Raw genomic sequence first — 18,213 nt, forward strand, 5'->3', positions numbered from 1 at the left:
GAAGCCCTCGAAGCCGCGCAGAACCAGCGACGTCTGAGGTTCCGCCACCCGCACCGCCCCGCAAGACGAGTTTGGGCACAGCCTCTAGGCTCGGCGCAGTAACAGCCAGGCGATCGAGGAGTGCTTTTGGTCCGGCCGGAGCGGCGCACGAGAACCGACCTCGCCGTGGTGGCGTTGATCGCCGTGGTCGTGCTCGCCGGAAGTGCCGTGCTCTGGTTCAACAGCGATGCGCGCGCCACCGTTTCCGAAACGGCTGCCCAGCCGATCCCGGAACCTCCCGCGGCCACCGGGGTTCCGCCGACGCTGACCGAGGCTTGGCGCGCTACCAGCCCCGCCACCCCGATCCCGGTGGTCGCCGGGCCCGCCGTGGTCACCGGATCCGGCAACGAGGTGCTCGGCCACGACCCGCTGACCGGCCAGGTCGCCTGGCGCTACGCCCGCGACATTCCGCTGTGCACGGTCGGCGCGGAGTGGGGCCGCGCGATCGCGGTCTTCCGCAAGCCGGAGAACTGCAGCGAGGTCACCTCGCTGCGCGGGCCGACCGGAGTCCGCGGGCCGCAGCGCAATTCCGACGCCGAGTTCGGCACGCAGCTGCTCGCCGACGGGACCTACGTGACGGCCACCGGAGGGCGCTCCTTCGAGTCCTGGCGCTCGGACCTGGTGCGCACCCAGCAGTTCGGTATGCCGCCCGCGGTGAAGAACCCGGGCAACAACCTGACCCGCCCGGAATGCACCTACTCCTCGATCGGGGTCGGCGACGAGCGGATCGGGGCCGTCGAGTCCTGCCCTGGCGAGCAGGGCCGGATCACCGTCCTGAAGACCCACCCCGAGGACGACGAGAAGCCCGAGGAGGTCTTCAGCGTGATCCTCGGCAGCACGTCCGCCGGGATCGTCGCGGTCAACGACAAGCACGTCGCCGTGGTTCTCCGAGACCGCTCACAGGTCGTGGTCTACAACAACAACGGCTCGGTGGAGACCACCTTCCCGGTGCGCGTCGGCACCCCCGACCTCCGGGCGAACGTGCAGGTCGAGTCGACCGCGAAAGGCCGCCGAACCTACTGGCACACCGGCGTCGACACGATCGCGCTGGACCCGAGCACCCTCACTCCACTGTGGACCGTACCGGACACGCTCGGCCCGGGCGTCGGTTTCGGCGGGAAGCTGCTGGTGCCGGTGCCGGGCAGTCTCGCGGTCCTGGATGCCGTCACCGGGAGCCCCGAGCGGGTGATCCCGGTGGACCGCGGCGGCTACACCGGCCCGATCCAGCTCGCGACGGTCGGCCCGGTGCTCCTGGAGCAGCGCGGCGACACCCTGGTCGCCCTCCGCTGAAACCACGGAACCAGCAGGTCTCGACGCGAATTCCCGGTTCCAGCCGAGAACTCGTGGATCAGGCCCACCACCAGAACCACAGCGAGCCGATCACGACCACGAACGCACCCAAGGCCGCCAGGCCTCCCCGTGCGTCGCGGCGGCGGTCCGCGACCGCCTGGAGTGCCAGGGCCACCAGCGACGCCACCAGCTGAGCGATCACCGCCGCCAGCCCGGGGCCTTGCTGCCCCTGGCCCGTCGCCCAGAACTGCACGGCCACCAGCCCGAGCGCGAGCAGCAGCAAGCCGATCGCCAAAGCGCCGGTGAGGCCTCGGAAAGCGGATCCGGCCTGGCTGGCCGGCTTCGGCCGGCTCAGCGCGTGACGGCGGCTCCGCTGCTGCGGAAGATCACCCGCTTCCGGCAGCCGCCGCGTGCGGGGTGGCCGCGCTCGTTGCGAAGCGGGCGTGCGCATCGGCCTGTCCTCCGGTCGCATGTCGTCATTCCCCCAGCAAGGCCCAAGGCGGCAGGCTCGGCGCGGCCTGCCGGCCTTCTTCGCAGTGAGCCCGGAAGTCGCACCACGAGCAGTGCCGCCCGGTCCTCGCCGGGAACGTCGCCTGCGGGTCGGCCCCGAGGTCGAACGCGTCCGTCGCGGCCTGGAGGTCCCCGGCGAGCTGCTCGGCGCGATCCTGCAGCTCCGCAAGCGATTCCGCAGTGTGGTCCCAGCCCGCGACCGTCCCGGTCGGCAGGTGGTGCAGCTCGACCCGACGACACGGCCGACGCAGGTGCTTGCGCGCTGCCAACGCGTACAGCCCGAGCGCCAGGGACTGCCGCGCATCGTCCACGCGCAGCCCGTGCCGCCCGGTCTTGTAGTCGACGACGATGAGTTCGCCGTGCCGTTCGTCGATCCGGTCCACCCGCCCTTCGGCGATGATCGATCCCATCGGCGCCGACATCCACCGCTCGACGGCGAGCGGCACGACGTCGGGCGCCAACTGCTCGACGTAAGAGCCCACCCACTCCTGCGCCCGGCGCCGGTAGTCACCGGCCTGCTCCGGACTCGCGAAACCGTCGGCCTTCCAGTACTCCCGCACCAACGCGGCAGCGCGTTCCGGGGTGCGCTGACCGGCTCGCAACTCGAAGTACGCGCGCAGCGCGTTGTGCACCACGGCGCCCAAGGTGGCGTTCGCCCAGGCACCACCGCGCGTCGGTGTCGGCCGGTCCAGGTACGTCATGCGGTACTTCCGGGGGCACTGCGCCCAGGTCGCGAGTCTGGCCGGAGTGACCCTCACCAGCTTGCTGGGAATACCTTCTAGACCGAGCTGCCCCTGCACGCCCCTACAGTACGCAGTTTTCCCGTTGCCAAGATGATCCGCCCCGTCAGCCGATGACCTTGCTGCCGCTGCACCGCGCCACCAGGCGATCCAGCGAATCGGGAGGGGTGGTTTCCTGGCCGATCCGGATCGTCTTGTTGGTGCCGTGGTAGTCGCTGCTGCCGGTGGGGATCAGGTCCAGTTCCGCGGCCAGCCCGCGCAACCGCACCCGTGTCTCCGGGTCGTGGTCGGGGTGGTCGATCTCGATCCCGGCCAGCCCGTGCTCGGTGAGCCCGGCGACGACGTCGGCGGTGACCACCGGGCCGCGCGCGGTCGCGAGGGGGTGCGCCAGCACGGTCGCACCGCCGGCCTCGGTGATCATGTCGATCGCACGGCGGACGGGAGTGTCGGTGCGCGGCAGGTAGTAGCAACCGCTGCCACCGAGGTACTTGGCGAACGCCTCGTCGACGCTGACCACCGTGCCGGCGTTGACGAGCGCGCGGGCCAGGTGCGGACGACCGCCGGGCGAGTCCGGCGGCAGTCCCGCCATGATCTGGTCCGGGTCGACCGGGAACCCGTCCGCGGCCATGTGCCGCGCCATCTCGTAGAGCCGCTCCCGCCGCTCAGCGCGCAGCCGCGACTGCTCCTGCGCGAGGGCGGCGGAGTTGGGGTCGAAGAGGTACGCCAGCAGGTGCACGGTGATGTTCCGGCCGTTGCCGTCCGGGCACACACAGGACAGCTCCGCGCCCGGCACCAGCCGGAACCGACCAGGCTCCGCGAGATCGTGCACGGCCCGCTCGGCCGCCGCCCATCCAGCGGTGGTGTCGTGATCGGTGATCGCTATCGCGTCCAGGCCAGCCGCGACCGCGGTCGCCACCAGCTCGGCCGGAGTGTCGGTCCCGTCGGACTCGGTGGAATGCGTGTGCAGGTCGATTCGCACACCCACCAGTGTGACCGATGGTCCGGAACCGGGCCGAAGCAACACCCGACCGGACTGCCCGGGTACGCCTGCACACCCGGGCCGACCAGCCCGATCAGAGCTTGGCGGCCTTCCTCTTGCCCACCGCGGCGCGCCGCGCCTTGAGCATCGAGAAGCGGTCCTGCTGCTGCCCCTTCTTGTCCCCGAAGACGAGCGCCGAGATCGCGTCCTCGACCTCGGTCGGGTTCGGCACGTACTCGATGCGGTTGAGCGCCTGGATCTGTCCAGCCGACTCGACCACGAGCGTGCCGTACCCGAAGATGCGGCCCATCATCGTGCGGGCGAACGTCAGGTCCGTGACCTTGGTGATCGGCATCATCGCCACGTTGGTGGTGAAGATGCCGGAGGTGATCAGGAACCGCTTGTCGGTCACGACGACGCGTTCCACGTACCAGTCCAGGACCTGGTAGGCGAAGCGGATCAGGATGATCAGCCCCGCGTACCAGAGGATGTTCTGGACCAGCCCACCGGCGCCCTCGGGCACCAGGTAGGACACCATCACCAGACCCACGAGCAAGCCGGTCGCCTCGAAGAGGTCCCACACCAGGGTCGCCCAGTGCCGCCGAACGCGGATCACCCGGCGTTCGGTGTCCAGCAGGTACTCATCGGGATCCCTCGGAGCAAACAAGGCACCCGCCTCCCGCGGCTCGCGCTTTACTGGAAGAGGTTCTGCATGAAGGTGATGACGGCCTCAGCTGCTCCCCGCAGACTCTCCAGGATGCCGTTGATGACACCGCTGGCTTCCACTGGCGCGGAAAACAGGAAGAACAGGAGGAACGCAACCCCGGCCCACGTGAGGATTTTCTTCATGTTCACTGTGACGCACCCCGTCCAAATGCCCTTGAGTAGCGCAGGCGCCTGCTGATCCGTTGTACCGCACTCCGCCGCTTTACGGCAGCTTTGTACCGCACTTGGGTCAGTCGTTTCCGGGCAGCCCCGGATCAACTACCCTCCGTGTCGATGATCGTATCGGAGAATCCCGTGATCCGCTGCGTCGGCGCGATAATTCACGATCCCAGCGGCCGGTTGCTACTGGTCAAACGCGCACATGAACCCGGAAAGGGGAAGTGGTCCCTACCGGGTGGCCGGGTCGAGCCTGGCGAGACCGACCATTCGGCGGTACAACGCGAAGTGCGCGAAGAAACGGGACTCTCCGTCACCGTCGGCGCCCTCGTCGGCCGCCTCTTCCGCCCCGCACCGCTCGGCACCTACGAGATCCTGGATTACTCCTGTCGGAGTACTGAACAGAATCTTTCCGCTGGTGACGACGCCGCGGACGCGATCTGGGCCGATCATGCGACTTTCGCCACACTTGAGCGAAATGGCGCGCTGACCGAAGGCTTGGCGGAGACCTTGCGCTCCTGGGGTATTTTACCCCGCAACGAGTGATGGCGAAAAAAGCGATCGGGGCAATCTGTCAAGACCCGGTCGACGGCTTGACCGAGCCCCGTTCGGATGCCCGGTCCGAGCCGAACGCGAATCCTGACTCGATTCGGCCAATCCGCGCAATTCGCCCATTTCATGCAGCATGTTCCGGCGAGTTGTGACGTCAAATGCGAGCCGTTGCCAACGATCCACTCAGACGGAGTATCGTTTCGGGTTGGCTGACTCAGGGACCACCACATCGGTGGATGACCTTCGGGAGGTGAGGGATCGTGGACAGCAGTGCCGATAGCGCGCTTCCGTGCAGTACCAACCGCATCCCCGCCGGAAGGGCCAACCGCTAGGCACCGCCCGCCAGGCCCGGCCGGGATGCGCGAGCAGCGAGCAAAGTCCGCTCAGCACGCCATCCGCGCGGCGTTCACCCGGATCTTCCACCCCGGGGGTGCTGCGCCCAGGACGTTGGAGGTCGCCGTGCCCAACCTGCCCTCGCTCGGCCTGCGCAACCGGAACGGTCGCGGGCCGCGACCGGCCAGCCACACCCCCGCACCGGTTTCCGCATACGTCGTCGACTGCGCCATCTACGTCGACGGGCACCGCGTCGAAGGTTCGTGGAACCACGTCGACGCCATCGAAGAGGTGCGGCGGCGCGGCTCCGGCTTCGTCTGGATCGGGCTGCACGAACCCACCGAGAAGCAGATCAACGGCATCGCCGACACCTTCGGCCTGCACGAGCTGGCCGTCGAGGACGCCGTGCACGCGCACCAGCGCCCGAAGCTGGAGCGCTACGACAACACGCTGTTCATGGTGCTGAAGACGGTCCGCTACACCGATACCGAGACGCGGTCGGCGACCAGCGAGATCGTCGACACCGGCGAGCTGATGGTGTTCCTCGGGCGCGACTTCGTCATCACGGTGCGGCACGGGAAGCACGCGGGGCTGGGAGATGTGCGCAGCCAGCTGGAGACCGACCCGGAGCAGCTCGCGCTGGGACCGTCGGCGGTGCTGCACGGCGTCGCCGACCACGTGGTGGACACCTACCTGGAGGTCACCGAGGCCATCCAGGACGACATCGACGAGATCGAGGCCGAGGTCTTCGAGCCGCGCACCAAGATCGACGCCGAGCAGATCTACCTGATGAAGCGCGAGGTCATGGAGCTGCGGCGCGCGGTGCTGCCGCTGCACAAGCCGATGCAGCGGCTCGCGGAGGGCTACACGCCGATGGTGGCCGACGAGGTTCGGTCCTACTTCCGCAACGTCGAGGACCACCTGGCGAAGGTCGCCGAAATGGTCGGCTCCTTCGACGAGCTGCTGACCACGCTGGTGGACGCCACGCTGGCCAAGATCACGCTCCAGCAGAACACCGACATGCGCAAGATCTCGGCGTGGGTCGCGATCGTCTCGACGCCGACCATGATCGCCGGGATCTACGGCATGAACTTCAAGCACATGCCCGAGTTGGATTGGACCTTCGGGTATCCCCTGGCCCTCATGGTGATGCTCGGCGCCTGCATCGTCCTGTTCAAGATCTTCCGGCGGAACAAATGGCTGTGATCGCGCGCTGTAATGATTCCCGCGCCGTCGGCGATATGCTGTCCGGGGTTGCTTCGCACCCGGCCGTCAGCCGGGCGCCATTCCACTTGTCATCGACCACCGCCCTTTCCCTTCGGGCGGCGCGAGCGTGTGAGGAGGTTGTCATGCACCGTCTTCCGCAGCACCAGGGGCGGATCCGGCATCGGCTCCTCACCGGTCCGGCCTTCCCGCGGCAAAGTCCCGTGACGCGTCGGGAGATCGCCGAGCAGTTGTTCCGGCACACTGCGTGGGTGCAGCGAAAACCCGGCGCGATGTGGGACGCGGTTCCCGCCGCGCCGCGCGCCGTCGCGCGCTGACGCCTGCCGGGAAGCACCGCGGGCCACGTCGTGAAAGCGAATCTCTTTTAGATCTTCGTTTCTTTCACGTTGGGAGGCACCGCCATGACTCGCTTGGCCGCCAACAAGCACACCCTACTCGTCGCGCTGATCATGGGGTGGATCGTCACCCTGTTCGTGCTTATCGCGAACCAGATCTGACTCGGAACGCCGCCGTTTCCGAACCGTCCACTTCGGCTGAATCCGGTACGCCTGGCCGGTAACCGGTTCCGGCGACACCGCCGGGTGCCGCCGCCGCGACGCCGTTACAAACTCCCCAGCCAATCGTCGCGATGCTGGGAAGTGATCACAGATGTCGCTTGCCGAACGGATGATGTTGTGCGGGATGGCCGTCCCGCTGGCGCTGCTCTGCGCTGGGTCGCCGCTCCTGGCGGCCCAGAAGCCTTCGCCGGAGCAGCGGATACTCGAACTGACCAATGCCGAACGCGCCCGCGCGGGATGCCCGGCGTTGCGCCTCAACGGTGACCTGAGCGAGGCTGCCGCCGGGCACAGCGCGGACATGGCGCACCAGGACTTCTTCGAGCACAGCGGAAGCGATGGTCGCACCCCCGCGGAGCGCGCCCGGTCTGCGGGATTCCCGAGCGACTACGTCGGCGAGAACATCGCTGCGGGCGGCGAAACCGCCGACGAAACGTTCCGCCAGTGGATGGAAGCGGAGCCGCACCGGGACAACATCCTCGACTGCGCCTTCACCGACCTCGGCGTCGGGCACGCAGCCACCCCGCGCAGCCACTACCGCCACTACTGGACCCAGGAGCTCGGCCGCCCCTGATCCCCTTCGGGTGACGGGTGAAGGGCACCTCCGACCGACTGGGCCGGACCGAGGCGCCCTTCACCTCGATCGGTCGGTCAGGTGAGGGTTCGGCCGGTGGTGGGGTCGAAGAGGTGGATCTTGTCCGGGTCGAACCAGACCGTGAGGGACTGGTTCTCGCGGGCCGCCGATTCGACCGAGAGGCGGGTGACGACCTGGCCCTCGTCGGTCGGGACCTCCGCGCTGCCGCTGTCGGCCGCGAGCTCGTCGAGTTCCGCCGTGCTCGCCCGTCCACCGTGGAGGGTGAAGTACACGTACTTGTCCGAGCCCATCTCCTCCACCACGTCCACCTCTCCGGTGAACGTCGCGCCCGCCGCGCGGGCGGTGTCGTCGAGCAGCCCCGCGTCCTCGAAGTGCTCCGGGCGGATGCCGAGCACCAGTTCGCGCGGTGCATCCGCCGACTCCAGCGCGGTGCGGATCCGGTCGCCCAGCGGCACGTCGCCCAGCGCGCTGCGCAGGGCGCCGTCGGCGAGCTCGACCGGGACGAAGTTCATCGCCGGCGAACCGATGAAGCCCGCGACGAACAGGTTCGCCGGGTGCTCGTAGAGGTGCTGCGGGGCGCCGACCTGCTGCACCACCCCGCCGCGCAGGACCACCACGCGGTCGCCGAGGGTCATCGCCTCGGTCTGGTCGTGCGTGACGTAGACCGTCGTGGTGCCCAGCCGCTTCTGCAGCTTCGACACCGAGGTCCGCATCTGCACCCGCAGCTTCGCGTCCAAATTGGACAGCGGCTCGTCCATCAGGAACGCCTTGGGACTGCGGACGATCGCCCGCCCCATCGCCACCCGCTGCCGCTGGCCGCCGGAGAGGTTGGCGGGCTTGCGGTCCAGGTGCTGCGATAGGTCGAGAATCTTCGCCGCCTCCTCGACCTTCGACTTCACCGTCGTCGAATCGACCTTGGCCAGCCGCAGCGGGAAAGCCATGTTCTCGAACACCGTCATGTGCGGGTACAGCGCGTAGGACTGGAACACCATCGCGATGTCGCGGTCCTTGGGCGCGCGCTCGTTCATCCGCTCCCCGCCGATGCGCAGCTCGCCGCCGCTGATGTCCTCCAGCCCCGCGATCATGTTCAGCGTGGTGGACTTCCCGCAGCCGGAAGGGCCGACCAGGATCACGAACTCGCCGTCCGCGATCTCCAGGTTCACCTCGTTGACCGCCAGCGCCCCGTCCGGGTATCGCTTGGTCACCTTTTCCAGCACGATCTCGGCCACTTCGGTTACCCCTTCACTGCGCCGGAGGTCAGTCCGGACACGATGCGTCGCTGGAAGAACAGCACGAACAGGATGATCGGAATGGTGATCACCACCGCGGCCGCGGAGATCGATCCCGTCGGGTCCTCGAACTGGGAGTCGCCGGTGAAGAACTGCAGCGCCACCGGCACGGTGCGGGAGTTCTCCGTCGAGGTCAGCGAGATCGCGAACAGGAAGTCGTTCCAGCAGAAGATGAACACCAGGATGGCGGTGGTGAATACGCCCGGCGCGGCCAGCGGCGCGATCACCTTCGCGAAGGCCTGCCCGGGCGTGGCACCGTCCATCTTGGCCGCCTTCTCCAGTTCCCACGGGATCTCCCGGAAGAACGCCGACAGCGTGTAGATCGCCAGCGGCAGCGAGAAGGTGATGTACGGCAGGATCAGCCCGGGCCAGGTGTCGAACAGGCCCAGCGTCCGCTCGATCTCGAACAGCGGGGACACCAGCGACACCTGCGGGAACATGGCGATCAGCAGCGACGCGCCGACCAGCAGCCGCTTGCCGGGGAAGTCCAACCGGGCGATCGCGTAGGCGGCCATGGTGCCCAGCACCACGGCGATCGCGGTGGCGATCAGCGCGATGCCGATCGAGTTCAGCAGCGCGCGGGTGAACTCGGTGGTGCGGAAGATCGCCGCGTAGTTCTCCAGGGTCCATTCGCGCGGGATCAGGTTGCCGTCCGAGAGCGTCGCCGGGCTCTTGAACGACAGCGACAGGATCCACAGCACGGGCACCAGCGCGTACACCATCACGATGATGTTGAGCAGCGCCCACTTGGTCTTCCGCGCGGGGGTCTCCGCCCCGCCGACGCCGGCCATCAGCGCCTCCCCTTGTCATCGCTACCGGGTGCGGCCGCGCCGAAGAGCTTGACGAAGATCCACGCGATGAGCGCGACCGCGATGAAGATCAGCACCGACATGGTCGAGCCGATGCCGAGGTTCAGCCCCTTGATCAGGTTGTTGTAGGCGAGCACGGACACCGACGAGGTGTCCTGCGCGCCGGAGGTGAGCACCACGATGTTGTCGAAAACGCGGAACGCGTCGAGGGTGCGGAACAGCAGCGCGACGAGAATGGCCGGCTTCATCATCGGCAGCATCACCTTCACGAACCGCTGCCACGGTCCGGCGCCGTCCATCGCCGCCGCCTTGAGCAGGTCGTCGGGCACCAGCGCCAGGCCCGCCATCAGCAGCAGCGCCATGAACGGCGTCGTCTTCCAGATCTCGGCCACGATCACGATGGCCAGCGCGCTGGCGTGCTCGGTCAGCGGCGCGCCGTCCGGGGTGATCGCGTTGGCCAGGTAGCCGGTGTCCGGCGTCCAGGCGTAGCGCCAGCTGAAAGCCGCGACGACGGTGACGATGCCGTACGGGATCAGGCTGACGGTGCGCACGAGGCCGCGGCCGACCAGCGCCCGGTGCATGATCAGCGCCAGCCCCATGCCGAGTGCGAACTCGATCGCCACGGAGACCGCGGTGACCAGCACCGTCACCCAGAACGCGCTCCACCAGTAGCCGTTGCCCAGGACGGTGAGGTAGTTGTCCAGCCCGACGAACTCGCGCTGGTCCGGGTACTTCAGGTCGAAACGCTGGAACGACAGCCACAGCGCGTAGAGGATCGGCCAGCCGGTGACGGCGATCATCACCAGCGCGGCCGGGGCGCACAGCAGCCAGCCGAGCTTGCGTTCGGCCTTCTTGCCCTCGCTGATCGCCCCCTTGCCGTCGGACACCGCTACCGGTTCCGCTTGGCTCGTCTGCACCATCACGGCATCACTCCCTTGGAGTCCAAGGCGTTCTGCACCTCGGTGCGCATCCGATCCGCAGTTCTCTGCGGGTCGATCTCCGCGATCGGGGACAGCATGTTGGACAGCACCGTGGAGACGTTCTGCGCGGCCGGCGTCACCGATCGCACGCCCGGGTCCTTGAGCGCTTCCAGGATGGTGTCCCGCATCGGGTACTCGGCGGCGACCTCGGGATCCGAGTAGACGGACTCGATCGTGGGCGGCACGCCGTCCTTGATGGCGGAGAACTTCTGGTTCTCCGGGCTGCGCAGGCATTTGGCCGCGTCGAAGGCGAGGTCCGGCTTGGTCGAATAGCTGCTGATCGCGTAGTTGGCGCCGCCGATGGTGGACTTGCTCGGCACCCCCGGCAGCAGGCCGGGCAGCCGCGCCCAGCCGACGTTGCGGGCGAGGTCGGGCTTCTTCTCCTGCATCGACGGGTAGACGAACGGCCAGTTCACCTCGAACGCGGACTGCCCGGTCTCGAACTCCTGCCGGGCGTCGTCCTCCTTGGCGTTGTTCATCGACGCGCTGGTGACGCCCGCCGTGCCGAGGTCACGCAACGCCTGCAGCGCCTGCACCGCGCTGGCGTCGACCACCGCGCGCTTGCCGTCATCGGAGATGAGCTGCCCGCCCGCCGACTGCACGAGCGTGTTGAAGTGCACGTACAGGCCCTCGTACTGCGCGCCGGTGAACGAGATCCAGTGCGGCTTGCCCTCCTGCTTGAGTCGCTGGGCGGTCGAGATCATCTCGGCCCAGGTCTTCGGCGGCTCGGGTACCAGGTCCTTGCGGTACCAGAGCAGCTGCACGTTGGTGTTCTTCGGCGCCGCGTAGAGCTTGCCCTGCCAGGTGGCCGTTTCGAGCGGCCCCTGCAGGGTGCCGCGCGCCGCATCGGCCTTGTTCTCCCCCGTCCACTCCCGGATCCAGTTCGCCTCGGCGAACTCGCCCGTCCAGGTGACGTCCAGGTAGAGGATGTCCATGCCGGTGTCTCCGGCGGCCAGTCTGCGCACCATCTGCTCCCGCTGGCCGTCGGCGTCGCGGGGCAGCTTGTGGTAGACGATCTGGTACCGCCCACCTGCCTGGGCGTTGCAGCGGTCCACGTTCTGCTGCAGGTTCTCCTCGGGCGCGCTGTAGAGGTTCACGGTGTTCGCGCCGGAGGCCGGTACGCAGGCGGTCAGCACGGACGCGCACACCAGCGACGCGCCCAGCACTGCCGCTCTACGAGTGCGGCGAACTCTCACGGTCGGTCCTCCCAATTGCTGGTCACAGCCACGACCAAGCATTGGGGTGCCCACGCTTCGTCGCCTGCCACCACCGGCGGTGAGCCGGTGGTGGCAAGCTAGGCCTCTTGATCAGTCAAGGCAAGGCCGGTGCGCCCCTTGTTGCAAATACGTGAATGTGGGTCAAACCGGACGTCAGAGCGCTGCGCCAAAAGTCGCACCCAACTGCGATGATCGTTGGCGGCGGTCCGGCCGAACGCTGGCATCGCCGCCTCAACGTCCGATGGGCAGCCATCGGGCCCTGGTGAACCCGGTGGTCGCGATGGCCCACGCGATTACCCAGACCGCTCCGACCGCGAGCGCCGAGTACGTGGACCAACCGGCTGTGGGCGGGCCGAGGGTCGGCACGATGCCGAAGGCGCGCAGCGAGAAGCCGATCACGCCCGCTGCCATCACCGCGACGCCGAGCCACGACACCGCGACGAGCATCCAACGCACTACCGCGACCCTCCCGAGAGTGCGCCATGCAAGCAGCAGGGCGCAGATCGCGGTGAGCAGCCCGACGGCCGCATTGCCCAGCTGCGCGAGTGCGATCTGCTCGGGTTGCCAAGCGACGTAGGACGACGGCGGGGCCGGGAACCCGTGGATGCCGAGTTCCGCGCGAATAGCGAGAACGACCTTCGAGGCGGTGTACGCGAGAGCGCCCGCACATGCGATCAGGGCTGCGGTGGTCTGTCGTTTCATGCCTCGAATGCTCGCGATGCGCGCCTCGCCGATCCTCCCGCCGAGGAACGAACCGCCTCCCCCCGGAGAGGGAAGTCCCCGATAAAGCAGGACCCAGGCCCCTCATGGGTCCTGGGTCCGCCGGAAGTCGTGAGTGGCGCTGCCAAGACCACTCACGCTCACTGCGCCAGCGGCGGGCGCATGGCCAGTTTGGCGAGCAGGTCCCTGCCCTGTTCGGCGTGGCGGGGTTGGGCCAGCACGTCGTAGCGGCCCGCGACCAGCTGGCTGGCCGAGGAGAAGTCCCGGCGACCGCGGGTGGAGGCGTAGCCGACCGCCGCGAAGACCAGGCCGAACACGATGCCCGCGCCCAGGCCCACCAGCACCGGGCCGAACCAGTTGCCCTGCGGAGTGAACAGCCCCAGGATCAGGCCCACGAACAGGCCGAACCAGGCCCCGGACGCCGCGCCGCCACCGAGCACCCTGCTCCAGGTGAGCCGCCCAGTCACCCGTTCGACGAGCATCAGGTCGACGCCGACGATGGTCACCTCCTGGACCGGGAAGTCGCTGTCCGCCAGGTGGTCGACCGCGCGCTGCGCCTCTTCGTAGGTGCCGTAGGAGCCGATCGGCCAGCCGCTCGGCGGGGTGGGCAGGTTGGGTGTACCCGGCGCCTGCCGACCGGAGCCGGTGAACGGATTGGACACCGCTGACACCTCCGTTGATTGCTGCCATGGCGGGGACCGCGGAGAGGCGGGCGAGCCCGATTCCGGCATATTGTCCCCTACCCCATCAGGCTACCTCGTGGGTTCTCCCGGAGATCATGTCCGTCCGCGCGATCGCGCGCATCCGAAGTCCGGGAGGTCACTCGGCCGCTTCCCGGCGGACGACTGCGAACGTCAGCGCCGCGCACCCCAGAGCGGCCAACGCCAGGAGCACGAAACCCCAGCTGTAGTCGCCAGCCGAGCCGTAGATCGCGCCCATCACCAGCGGCGGGAAGAACCCGCCCAGGCCCGCCCGCGGCGCCCACCAGGCCGGTCACCGCGCCGACCTCGTCGGCCGGGGCCAGCTTGGCGACCAGCGCGAACACCGCCCCCGCACCGGCCCCGAGCACGGCGGCCAACCCCAGGAAGGCGATGGTGCCGAGCGGGGCGAGCGGCAGTTCGAAGGCGGCCAGGATCGCGAACAGCATGGCGAGCGAGCACGCGACGCCGAGCACGCTGGCCGGGTGCACGCGGTCGCAGAGCCAGCCGCCGACCGGCCTGGCGACCACGGCCAGCACCACGAACCCCGCCGTGCGCATCGATGCGTCGCTCGCGCTGAGGTCGTAGGCCGACTTGAGGTAGGTGGGGAGGTAGACGCTGAACGCCACGAACCCGCCGAAGGTCAACGCGTACAGCACCGACAGTTCCCAAGTCGCTGCCAGCCGCAGCGTTTCGACGGTGCGGTGAAGCGCCGAACCCGGCGGCACCACCCGATCCGCGGGGTCGCCGAGCAGCGCCCACGCCAGCACCGCCACCACGACCAGCGCCAGCGAGACGACGACGAACGGAGCGAGCGGCCCGAACGCATTGGCCAGCGGCAGCGTGGAGACGGAGGCGACCGCCGTGCCGCCGGTGCCGATGCCGAAGACGCCGAGCGCGATCCCGCGGTTCGCGGGCGGAAACCAGGCGTTGACCGCCGGGACGCCGACGGCGAAGGTGGTGCCGCCGAGGCCGAGCAGCACGCCACCGATCATCAGCACCGGCGGCGAATCGGGGAACAGACCGCAGGCTGATCAGGGTGAACATCGGCCGAGCGCCGTAGCGGTCGGTGAGCGAGCCGACCGGGATGCGGCCCACCGAGCCGATGATCACCGGCAGCGCCACGGAGCTGGCCGGCGCGCTGGACTGGTCGCGGCCCCCGCGCCAGATGATCGGCACCGCGTTCTGGTACCTCGCCACCGACCAGTGGCGCTACGACGCGCTGGGCGCCGACGAGCTGATGCACCCGCTGGGCCCGGGGCGGTTGTGGGGCGCGGCGATGGCCGACTGCATCGCCCGGTCGGCGCGGATGGGCTGGATGCCGTCGTACCCGACGTTCGACCGCACTCCGGACTTCCGGGTAGCACTGCCGCTGCACCCGGAATTCCGCACCATGCCGATGGTCTGGTACATCCCGCCGCTGTCGCCGGTGGTGGACAAGCTGGTGGAGACCGGCCACGACGGCGAGGACGTGGGCAACATCTTCGGCGCCATCGACGCCCTGCGGATCCCGGTCGAGTACCTGGCGGAACTCTTCACCGCCGGCGACGTGCAGCCGGTGACCGCGTCGCTGCGCAAACTGGGCGCGATGCGGTCGTACATGCGCGACATCAACCTCGGCCGCCCGCCGAACCCGGCCATCCCGGACGCCGCCGGGCTGAACGTCGAGCAGATCCAGCGGATGTACCGCCTGCTCGCGCTGGCGAAGTACGAGGAGCGCTACGTCATCCCGCAGGCGCACGCCGAACTCGCGGAGCAGCTCGACGAGCCGGGGTGCTCGCTGGACTACGAGGGCGGGCCGGAGACTGGCGGAGTCGCGTATTCAACTGTCGGTGCGACCCGAGGGCGCACGATGCAAGTGAGCGACCTGAGGGGAGGGATCGATGTCGATGGAGGTCGCTCGCCACGTCGGCAGTGACTTGGAAGGGCGGACCATGACGAGAGCAGTCGTTCAGCCTCGAAGCAACGAAGAACTGCTGGCCGATCGCGACTGGCAGAAGCTGGTCGCGCACCTCCACGACAACCTCGACCAACTCGTCGCCAACTTCCTCGCCGAGCTCGGCTCGCTGGCCAACTACGCCGGCGGTCTGGTCGACCGCGAAGACGTGGAGCGGACGGCGCACACCACCCTTGAGATGTTGACGCTCAGGCTGGGTGGGTGGCCGCTGCGCGAGGAGCACATCGGGGCGGCGCGCAGCGTGGGTATCCGCCGCGCTCGTCAGGGGGTCGGCCGCGACCACCTCTTCGATGCGGTGCGGATGGACTTCCGTGTGATCTGGTCCACTCTCACCCAGTACGCCGACGAGAGCATGGACGCCGCGCTGGTGCGCAATCTGAGCCACGTCATGGCGGTGGTCGACGAGTACGTCGTCGAGGTTCAGGACGCCTATCTCACCGAGAGTGCGATCCTGAGCCAGGACTCCAGACTGCACACCAACCGCTTCGTCAGCCGCCTCTTCGCGGCTGACCAGACCGGGAAGGACGTGGTCGACGACATCGCCCGCGCGCTTGGGGTCGCGTCCGACGCGACCTTCGAGGTCGTCCACATCGGCCGCGAAGGGGCGCTTGCAGTCCAGGGTGCGCTGGCGCACGGCACGCTCGACCCGACCTGGTTGACGCTCGACCGCGAGGGCGGCTATCTGCTGTTCCGTGAGCAGCGCGGCACGCCGGTCGACGAGTTCATCAGCTCGCAGCCCGGAGGCATCATCAAGGGTGTCAGTGGGCTCGCCGCTGTCCCGGCAGCCGCGTCCAGCGCGGCTCGACTGGCCGGCTTCTCCCGCTCGTTCGGAGACGGGCTGATCAGCTGGAAGGACGGCTGGATCGCAGCGGCGGCTCAGATCCTCGAACGCGAGATACCAGGCTTCGGTGGGGAGATCTCGACGTCCCTGGGCGCCTGCAAGGAGCACGATCGTGAGCGCATCGTCGAGTGCGTCATCACCTTCTGTCGCACCGGCTCAGTCAAGGCGACCGCCTCACGACTGAAGTGCCATCGGAACACCGTCGTGAACCGGCTGGCCTCTTTCCGGGAGCTGACAGGGCTCGACGTAGCGATTCCTCTCCAGGCAGCGACCGCGCTCGTGGCGCTGGCTCGAGAGCCCGCGATGTTCGCGTCTGCTCACGGTCGCGTAACCGCCGTGTGACCGATCCGGTCGTCTTGTGCACGTGCACAACAGGCGGCCGCCTGTGGCGCCAATGTGCCGCTTGTGAGCGGCGTAACGCTGCGTTTAGCGTGACGTCAATAGGCATTCGCCGACATGACTCACGAAGGATGCAATACCCATGACCGTTGCTGACATCGACGCCATTTCTTCTGTCATCGATGGCCAGAAGGTGACGCCGACGGGTGACTCGCTGCCGGTCGTCGACCCCACGACTGGCCACCTTCTGGGCAGTTACCGCGCGAACACCATCACCGAGCTCGACGAGGCGTTCGCCGCGGCCTCTCGCGCATTCAAGTCCTGGCGGCGATCGACTCCCGCAACTCGGCAGTCGCTGCTCCTCGCCCTGGCGACCAGCATCGAAGAGCACGCCGATGAGCTCCTCGACGCTGAGGTCGCCCAGACGGGCAAGCCCCGCGCCGTCACCCGGACGCTCGAGATCCTTCGTGTCGCCGACCAGCTCCGCTTCTTCGCTGGAGCGGCTCGGGTCATGACCGGATCGCCGCAAGCCGAGTACGTCGAGGGCTTCAGCTCGACGATCCGCCGGGAGCCGATCGGTGTGATCGCGCAGATCACCCCGTGGAACTACCCGCTCATGATGGCGGTCTGGAAGATCGCCCCGGCCCTGGCGGCAGGCAACACCGTGGTGCTCAAACCGGCCGAGACGACGCCCGTGACCACCGTGATGCTGGCCGAGCTCGCCGCGTCGATCTTCCCTCCCGGCGTCCTCAACGTGGTGCTCGGCGGCCGCGAGATCGGGAAGGCGATGTCGGAGCACCCCGCCGTCGACATGGTGGCGATCACGGGAAGCGTGCGCGCGGGGTCTGAGGTCATGCAGAGCGCAGCCGCAACGTCAACCAACGTGCACCTCGAGCTGGGAGGCAAGGCGCCGGCCGTCGTCTTCGCCGACGCGGACCTGGACGCCGCCGCCGCCGGGATCGCCTCAGCCGGATTCTTCAACGCCGGCCAGGACTGCACCGCCGCCACCCGCGTCATCGTCGAGGAGTCCGTGCGCGGGGAGCTCACCGCCAGGCTGGTCGAGCAAGCGGCACGGCTGCGGCCCGGGATGCCCGACGACTCCGGCACCTTCCTCGGCCCCCTGAACAGCAAGGCCCAGTACGACCGGGTGCAGAGCGTCCTCGACCGCCTTCCCGAGCACGTCACCGTCGCATGTGGCGGCAAGCTCAGCTCGGAGGGGTACTTCGCCGAGCCCACCGTGCTCACGAACGTCCGCCAGGACGACGAGGTAGTCCAGTCCGAGCTGTTCGCACCGATCCTGACCGTCCAGGGCTTCACCGACACCGACGAAGCGCTGGCCCTGGCCAACGGAGTCGACTATGCGCTCGCCTCGTCGCTGTGGACCTCGGATCACGGGCGCGCGACCGCGCTGGCCGGTGACCTCGACTTCGGAACCGTCTGGGTCAACTGCCACCAGGTGCTGCCCGCCGAGGCCCCACACGGCGGCTTCAAGCGGTCCGGGTTCGGCAAGGACCTCTCGATCTACGGGCTTGAGGACTACACCCGGATCAAGCACGTCATGAGCTCGCACACCTCCTGACGCTCCGACGTCAAAGGCGCCGCGCGATCCGACCATCACCGGCCAGCCCTCACCTCACCTCACTTCCGGTTGAGCGCCGGACCCTC

Annotated in this window: 19 protein-coding genes and 1 pseudogene; 8 read left to right on the forward strand and 12 right to left on the reverse strand. The window is 68.5% G+C overall.

Features of this window, described 5'->3' with window-relative positions:
* Nucleotides 1-120 precede the first annotated feature (120 nt).
* Nucleotides 121-1,329 carry an Rv3212 family protein gene (locus tag DL519_RS25215; protein WP_223839531.1) on the forward strand — a complete coding sequence of 403 codons (1,209 nt, stop codon included), beginning with the start codon at nt 121-123 and terminating at the stop codon, nt 1,327-1,329.
* Nucleotides 1,330-1,387: 58 nt separating this feature from the next.
* Here the strand turns inward: DL519_RS25215 and DL519_RS25220 are convergent, their stop codons facing one another.
* The 5 genes from DL519_RS25220 to DL519_RS25240 form a co-directional block, all read right to left on the reverse strand.
* On the reverse strand, nt 1,388-1,780 hold the full coding sequence (locus DL519_RS25220; protein WP_190818455.1) for a hypothetical protein: 393 nt from the start codon (nt 1,778-1,780) through the stop codon (nt 1,388-1,390).
* A 25-nt stretch (nt 1,781-1,805) separates the two neighbouring features.
* Complete coding sequence (locus tag DL519_RS25225) at nt 1,806-2,639, reverse strand: RecB family exonuclease (RefSeq protein WP_190818457.1); 834 nt, start codon at nt 2,637-2,639, stop codon at nt 1,806-1,808.
* A gap of 46 nt (nt 2,640-2,685) precedes the next feature.
* Nucleotides 2,686-3,567, reverse strand: coding sequence for a PHP domain-containing protein (locus tag DL519_RS25230; RefSeq protein WP_223840351.1), 882 nt, complete (start codon nt 3,565-3,567; stop codon nt 2,686-2,688).
* 85 nt (nt 3,568-3,652) lie between these two features.
* Nucleotides 3,653-4,225: a PH domain-containing protein gene (locus tag DL519_RS25235; RefSeq protein WP_168586709.1), complete on the reverse strand. Its 573-nt coding sequence runs from the start codon at nt 4,223-4,225 to the stop codon at nt 3,653-3,655.
* A gap of 26 nt (nt 4,226-4,251) precedes the next feature.
* Nucleotides 4,252-4,413, reverse strand: coding sequence for a hypothetical protein (locus tag DL519_RS25240; protein ID WP_010694016.1), 162 nt, complete (start codon nt 4,411-4,413; stop codon nt 4,252-4,254).
* Nucleotides 4,414-4,557: 144 nt separating this feature from the next.
* Here DL519_RS25240 and DL519_RS25245 point away from each other — a divergent pair, with 144 nt between their 5' ends.
* The 4 genes from DL519_RS25245 to DL519_RS25260 all read left to right on the forward strand — a co-directional run bounded on the left by DL519_RS25245 (nt 4,558) and on the right by DL519_RS25260 (nt 7,677).
* The gene (locus tag DL519_RS25245; protein WP_190824209.1) at nt 4,558-4,986 is read left to right on the forward strand and encodes an NUDIX hydrolase; all 429 of its coding nucleotides are present in this window, start codon (nt 4,558-4,560) and stop codon (nt 4,984-4,986) included.
* Between the two features lie 465 nt (nt 4,987-5,451).
* Nucleotides 5,452-6,531, forward strand: coding sequence for a magnesium/cobalt transporter CorA (corA, locus tag DL519_RS25250; protein WP_190824210.1), 1,080 nt, complete (start codon nt 5,452-5,454; stop codon nt 6,529-6,531).
* A 143-nt stretch (nt 6,532-6,674) separates the two neighbouring features.
* A complete protein-coding gene (locus DL519_RS25255; RefSeq protein WP_168586708.1) occupies nt 6,675-6,866 on the forward strand; it encodes a hypothetical protein in 192 nt (63 codons plus the stop codon).
* Nucleotides 6,867-7,197: 331 nt separating this feature from the next.
* Entirely contained in the window at nt 7,198-7,677 is a 480-nt protein-coding gene (locus DL519_RS25260) for a CAP domain-containing protein (protein WP_223839532.1), read from the forward strand.
* 77 nt (nt 7,678-7,754) lie between these two features.
* Here the strand turns inward: DL519_RS25260 and DL519_RS25265 are convergent, their stop codons facing one another.
* The 7 genes from DL519_RS25265 to DL519_RS25295 all read right to left on the reverse strand — a co-directional run bounded on the left by DL519_RS25265 (nt 7,755) and on the right by DL519_RS25295 (nt 14,406).
* Nucleotides 7,755-8,927, reverse strand: a complete 1,173-nt coding sequence (locus DL519_RS25265) for an ABC transporter ATP-binding protein (RefSeq protein WP_190818459.1) — start codon at nt 8,925-8,927, stop codon at nt 7,755-7,757.
* A 5-nt stretch (nt 8,928-8,932) separates the two neighbouring features.
* Complete coding sequence (locus DL519_RS25270) at nt 8,933-9,778, reverse strand: carbohydrate ABC transporter permease (protein ID WP_190818461.1); 846 nt, start codon at nt 9,776-9,778, stop codon at nt 8,933-8,935.
* Nucleotides 9,778-10,716 carry a carbohydrate ABC transporter permease gene (locus tag DL519_RS25275; protein WP_223840352.1) on the reverse strand — a complete coding sequence of 313 codons (939 nt, stop codon included), beginning with the start codon at nt 10,714-10,716 and terminating at the stop codon, nt 9,778-9,780. The genes DL519_RS25270 and DL519_RS25275 overlap by 1 nt, the downstream gene beginning before the upstream one ends.
* Complete coding sequence (locus DL519_RS25280; protein WP_190824213.1) at nt 10,716-12,014, reverse strand: ABC transporter substrate-binding protein; 1,299 nt, start codon at nt 12,012-12,014, stop codon at nt 10,716-10,718. The genes DL519_RS25275 and DL519_RS25280 overlap by 1 nt, the downstream gene beginning before the upstream one ends.
* A gap of 210 nt (nt 12,015-12,224) precedes the next feature.
* Nucleotides 12,225-12,695: a hypothetical protein gene (locus DL519_RS25285; RefSeq protein WP_190818462.1), complete on the reverse strand. Its 471-nt coding sequence runs from the start codon at nt 12,693-12,695 to the stop codon at nt 12,225-12,227.
* A gap of 158 nt (nt 12,696-12,853) precedes the next feature.
* Nucleotides 12,854-13,375 (reverse strand): general stress protein, encoded by a 522-nt coding sequence (locus DL519_RS25290; protein ID WP_190818463.1) that lies wholly within the window; start codon nt 13,373-13,375, stop codon nt 12,854-12,856.
* A 77-nt stretch (nt 13,376-13,452) separates the two neighbouring features.
* Entirely contained in the window at nt 13,453-14,406 is a 954-nt protein-coding gene (locus tag DL519_RS25295) for an MFS transporter (protein WP_263399713.1), read from the reverse strand.
* A 113-nt stretch (nt 14,407-14,519) separates the two neighbouring features.
* Between DL519_RS25295 and DL519_RS50365 the strand changes: the two are divergent.
* From DL519_RS50365 to DL519_RS25310, 3 genes and pseudogenes are all read left to right on the forward strand, one after another.
* Nucleotides 14,520-15,329 (forward strand): annotated as a pseudogene (locus tag DL519_RS50365) (hypothetical protein); the annotation flags it as partial.
* Complete coding sequence (locus tag DL519_RS25305; RefSeq protein ID WP_190818464.1) at nt 15,295-16,551, forward strand: helix-turn-helix domain-containing protein; 1,257 nt, start codon at nt 15,295-15,297, stop codon at nt 16,549-16,551. The pseudogene DL519_RS50365 and the gene DL519_RS25305, both read left to right, overlap by 35 nt.
* 139 nt (nt 16,552-16,690) lie before the next feature.
* On the forward strand, nt 16,691-18,127 hold the full coding sequence (locus DL519_RS25310; RefSeq protein ID WP_190818465.1) for an aminobutyraldehyde dehydrogenase: 1,437 nt from the start codon (nt 16,691-16,693) through the stop codon (nt 18,125-18,127).
* Nucleotides 18,128-18,213 lie beyond the last annotated feature (86 nt).

This window comes from Saccharopolyspora pogona (genome assembly GCF_014697215.1).
GTDB lineage: Bacteria > Actinomycetota > Actinomycetes > Mycobacteriales > Pseudonocardiaceae > Saccharopolyspora > Saccharopolyspora hattusasensis.